4 protein-coding genes are annotated in these 3,003 nt (G+C 39.5%); all 4 read right to left on the reverse strand.

Annotated features, from left to right (window positions below):
• Window positions 1-84: 84 nt before the first annotated feature.
• Window positions 85-639, reverse strand: a complete 555-nt coding sequence (locus HY58_RS18365; protein WP_156123765.1) for a hypothetical protein — start codon at window positions 637-639, stop codon at window positions 85-87.
• 28 nt (window positions 640-667) lie between these two features.
• On the reverse strand, window positions 668-1,444 hold the full coding sequence (locus tag HY58_RS20060; RefSeq protein WP_039135621.1) for a JAB-like toxin 1 domain-containing protein: 777 nt from the start codon (window positions 1,442-1,444) through the stop codon (window positions 668-670).
• 192 nt (window positions 1,445-1,636) lie between these two features.
• Window positions 1,637-2,008, reverse strand: coding sequence for a hypothetical protein (locus HY58_RS19585; protein WP_156123766.1), 372 nt, complete (start codon window positions 2,006-2,008; stop codon window positions 1,637-1,639).
• Between the two features lie 10 nt (window positions 2,009-2,018).
• Window positions 2,019-3,003 (reverse strand): RHS repeat-associated core domain-containing protein (locus HY58_RS18380; protein ID WP_039135624.1); only part of this gene is annotated, 985 nt, incomplete at its 5' end.

Consider the following 3,003-nt stretch of genomic DNA (forward strand, 5'->3'; position numbering starts at 1 on the left):
CGACAACACCATCAAAGAAAGGCTGAAGGGGCTGGAGTGATGCAGCTTATAATCATTTGCATTCACAGTACAATATAACCCTTGCTATTTTATTGTTTCAAAGCCTTCCAGCTTTTTGCCTACGAGAATATACAAATCAATAGGGCCACCTTTGCAAAAAGTGTATTTACCCATAAGGGACGGATTACGAGCAAACATTTCGATCTTAACATCGACACTATCGTATCGATATGGTTTAGGACGCTGTAGGCTCACTTCAACATATCTGTCTGTTTCCCTGAAAAGAGGATCATTCATAAAATCTCCTTTACATAGAAAACTCATATCGCCAATGCGTATAATTCCTTTATAGTCCACTGTAGACGATTTCAACCACCGAGATGGATTAATGTAAATCTCCTTGGTTCCTTCTTTTCCCTCGAATTCTAATTCATAATAAAACAGTTTGGGTGGGTAATTAAGATGCGTAACGTCAGCATCAACAATTGCCCGCATAATATTTATCAAACAACTGTCAGTTTTAAACTCTTTCAGTTTTCCTTGAAAAGAAATAAAATTACTATCGGCAGCAATTTTAGACTGGCCTTTACATTGCCAAGTCGAAAATGTCAGCAGTAAAACGATTTGAAACAATTTCAAGGGGTGTAATTTTAAAAAACCACATTGTCTAATTTTTTTTGCGTTTGGGGGCAGTAATAATCACTTCAGGTAAATTAGGTTTCTTCGATCTACCATTATATGGGGTATATGTTCCGTCTGAAGGAGAATATATGCTGAATTTAATATTGGAATTTTTGCCTCCTAACAAACGCGCACTTAAAACGTCTGCAGTTGGATTTTCATTGCCAACAGTCGCACCAGAAGGCGTCTTAATGCCCAGGGGATGGCTATGCGTGATTTCTTTAATATTCTCAGCACTTATATTTAAATCTCCATTTTGCCTGATACCCAGTTGGCCTGCTTCACCACCTTTCTCATGTGAAGTTGTAATAAAATTCCGATCATCATCAAGCTTGGTAATAGAAAATTCTACATTTGCATTATTCGCCAAAAATTCAAATACTGGTGTAGCTTTTTCTTCCCCATTTACTTGCATATAGTTATAAGATTTTGTTTCACCTTCTCCACTAGCGGTTCCTGATTTAATATTATCAAGTACCCCTTTCTCAACTTCGATTGATTTCTTATCGTTGACTTCTCCCTTACCATTGGTGGCATACAATTTATCGGTTTTATCGTCTGTCTTTTCGACCAACTCTATATTCCCGTTTTTTAACAATTTATAGTTATCCGTTGGCGCCATTCCATCCGGATCAATATATCGGATAGGATTATCAAACGCATAGTTGTACGGCGAGTGGCGGCGCATTTGATCAGCAAGTGGATCTATCGTATGCCACCTGCCTATTTGCGGGTCGTAGTTACGGGCACCAAAATCATACATCTCTAAACCTGACCCATCAGAAAATTCTTTCTCCTGCTTCTCTTTTCCGTTGCATGGTTAACCCGAATGGATAATAACTACCGTCCTGATTTTTGATGTTTTCAGGATTTCGATAAGCTACTTTGAGTGAGCTTTCCGATTTGCTATATGTCAGTTTTAAGCAGCCCAAAAAATTATATTGATGTGCTGTTTCTATTTTCTTAAGAGCATTGCTATGATAATTATAGGAAGGATAAAACACACAATCGCCACGATTCCCCAGATCCGCCTTTCCGATTTAGTTTTATGTTCAAAAGCTTCAATTATTTCTGGCACTTTATCTTTTGTGTAGTATCGAAAATTTAAAACTAACCACAATCCAAGTATTGGTATAAAGTAAAACTTACTTGGAAGCATTCCAAAAAAATCAACTACACCCGCTACTTTCAATAATATAATAATCAAAAACAGAAGTAATATCTGACAAACTGTAACCACACACACCGAACTAAATAATGGCGCTTCAGTTTTGAACCTTGAATAATAATTATACGTTGCAGCAAAAATGTTGTTATAAAATTTCATGTAGTTTCCTTTACTTCTTATTTACTGCATCCTGTATCGTTTCACTTAAACCTTTTCCATCATTAACTGCCATGCAAGCCAAGTTTCCAACGAACCATCCAATTCCAATAACCTGACCTACACCAGGAGCAAATGAAGCAATCCCTATAGCCGCATCAATATCAATTGAATGCTTTGTCTGCCATCCATGAGGATCATTGGCTGCATCAATAACAGTTAAGCCAAGACTTGCTGCACCTAAGACTTTACTTGCGCTACTTGTAATTTTAGCTCCCTTGACAAAATCATCAGCGGCACTTGCCTTGTTTGCAGCTTCGAAGCCTGCTTCAATGGTAGCCAGTGCTGAATTATCCAATGCATCAATTGTAGTTTGTGCAGCTTCTATTCCTTTAGCCAAACTTTCATTAGATGTTTTTTGCCCCCCTGTAGCTGCTGGTTCTGTATTACTGGCATCTGTAGTCGTTGTAGAAGGTTTTGCCGCTGGCAGGTTAGGCGTGTAAGCAACTTCTTTAAAGCTCTGGTCTTTCAGCTCCCACTTTTGCAATCCATTGGTGTTGGAGTAAACCGTGCCTGTTTTTCCGATGTATTTCGCATCGCTACCGCCCTGGCTTTGAGCATAAGCTGCCGCACTCTTCTGGTCTTTAACGCTGCTTACCCATTCTGTTGCAACACTACCGTCTTTCGTTTTGTACTGCAGCCAGTCTGTAGGTGCCATTCCATCGGGATCAATGAAACGTATAGGATTATCAAAAGCATAATTGTAAGGAGAAAACCGGCGCATCAGATCCGCTTTCGGATCAATGGTCATCCAGCGCCCTATCTGGTTATCATACATCCGGGCTCCATAGTCATACCAGTCTAAACCGCTTCCGTCACTAAATTCCTGGTTCTGTTGCTCCTTGCCATTGTATTGATAACGATTGAGTAACGAACCGGCAGCTTTCGAAGAGATCGCCGCTAACTTCGTTCCGAACGGATAGTAATGCGTTTCCTCC

Origin of the sequence: Flavihumibacter sp. ZG627 (assembly GCF_000814325.1) — a bacterium.
Taxonomy (GTDB): Bacteria; Bacteroidota; Bacteroidia; order Chitinophagales; family Chitinophagaceae; genus Flavihumibacter.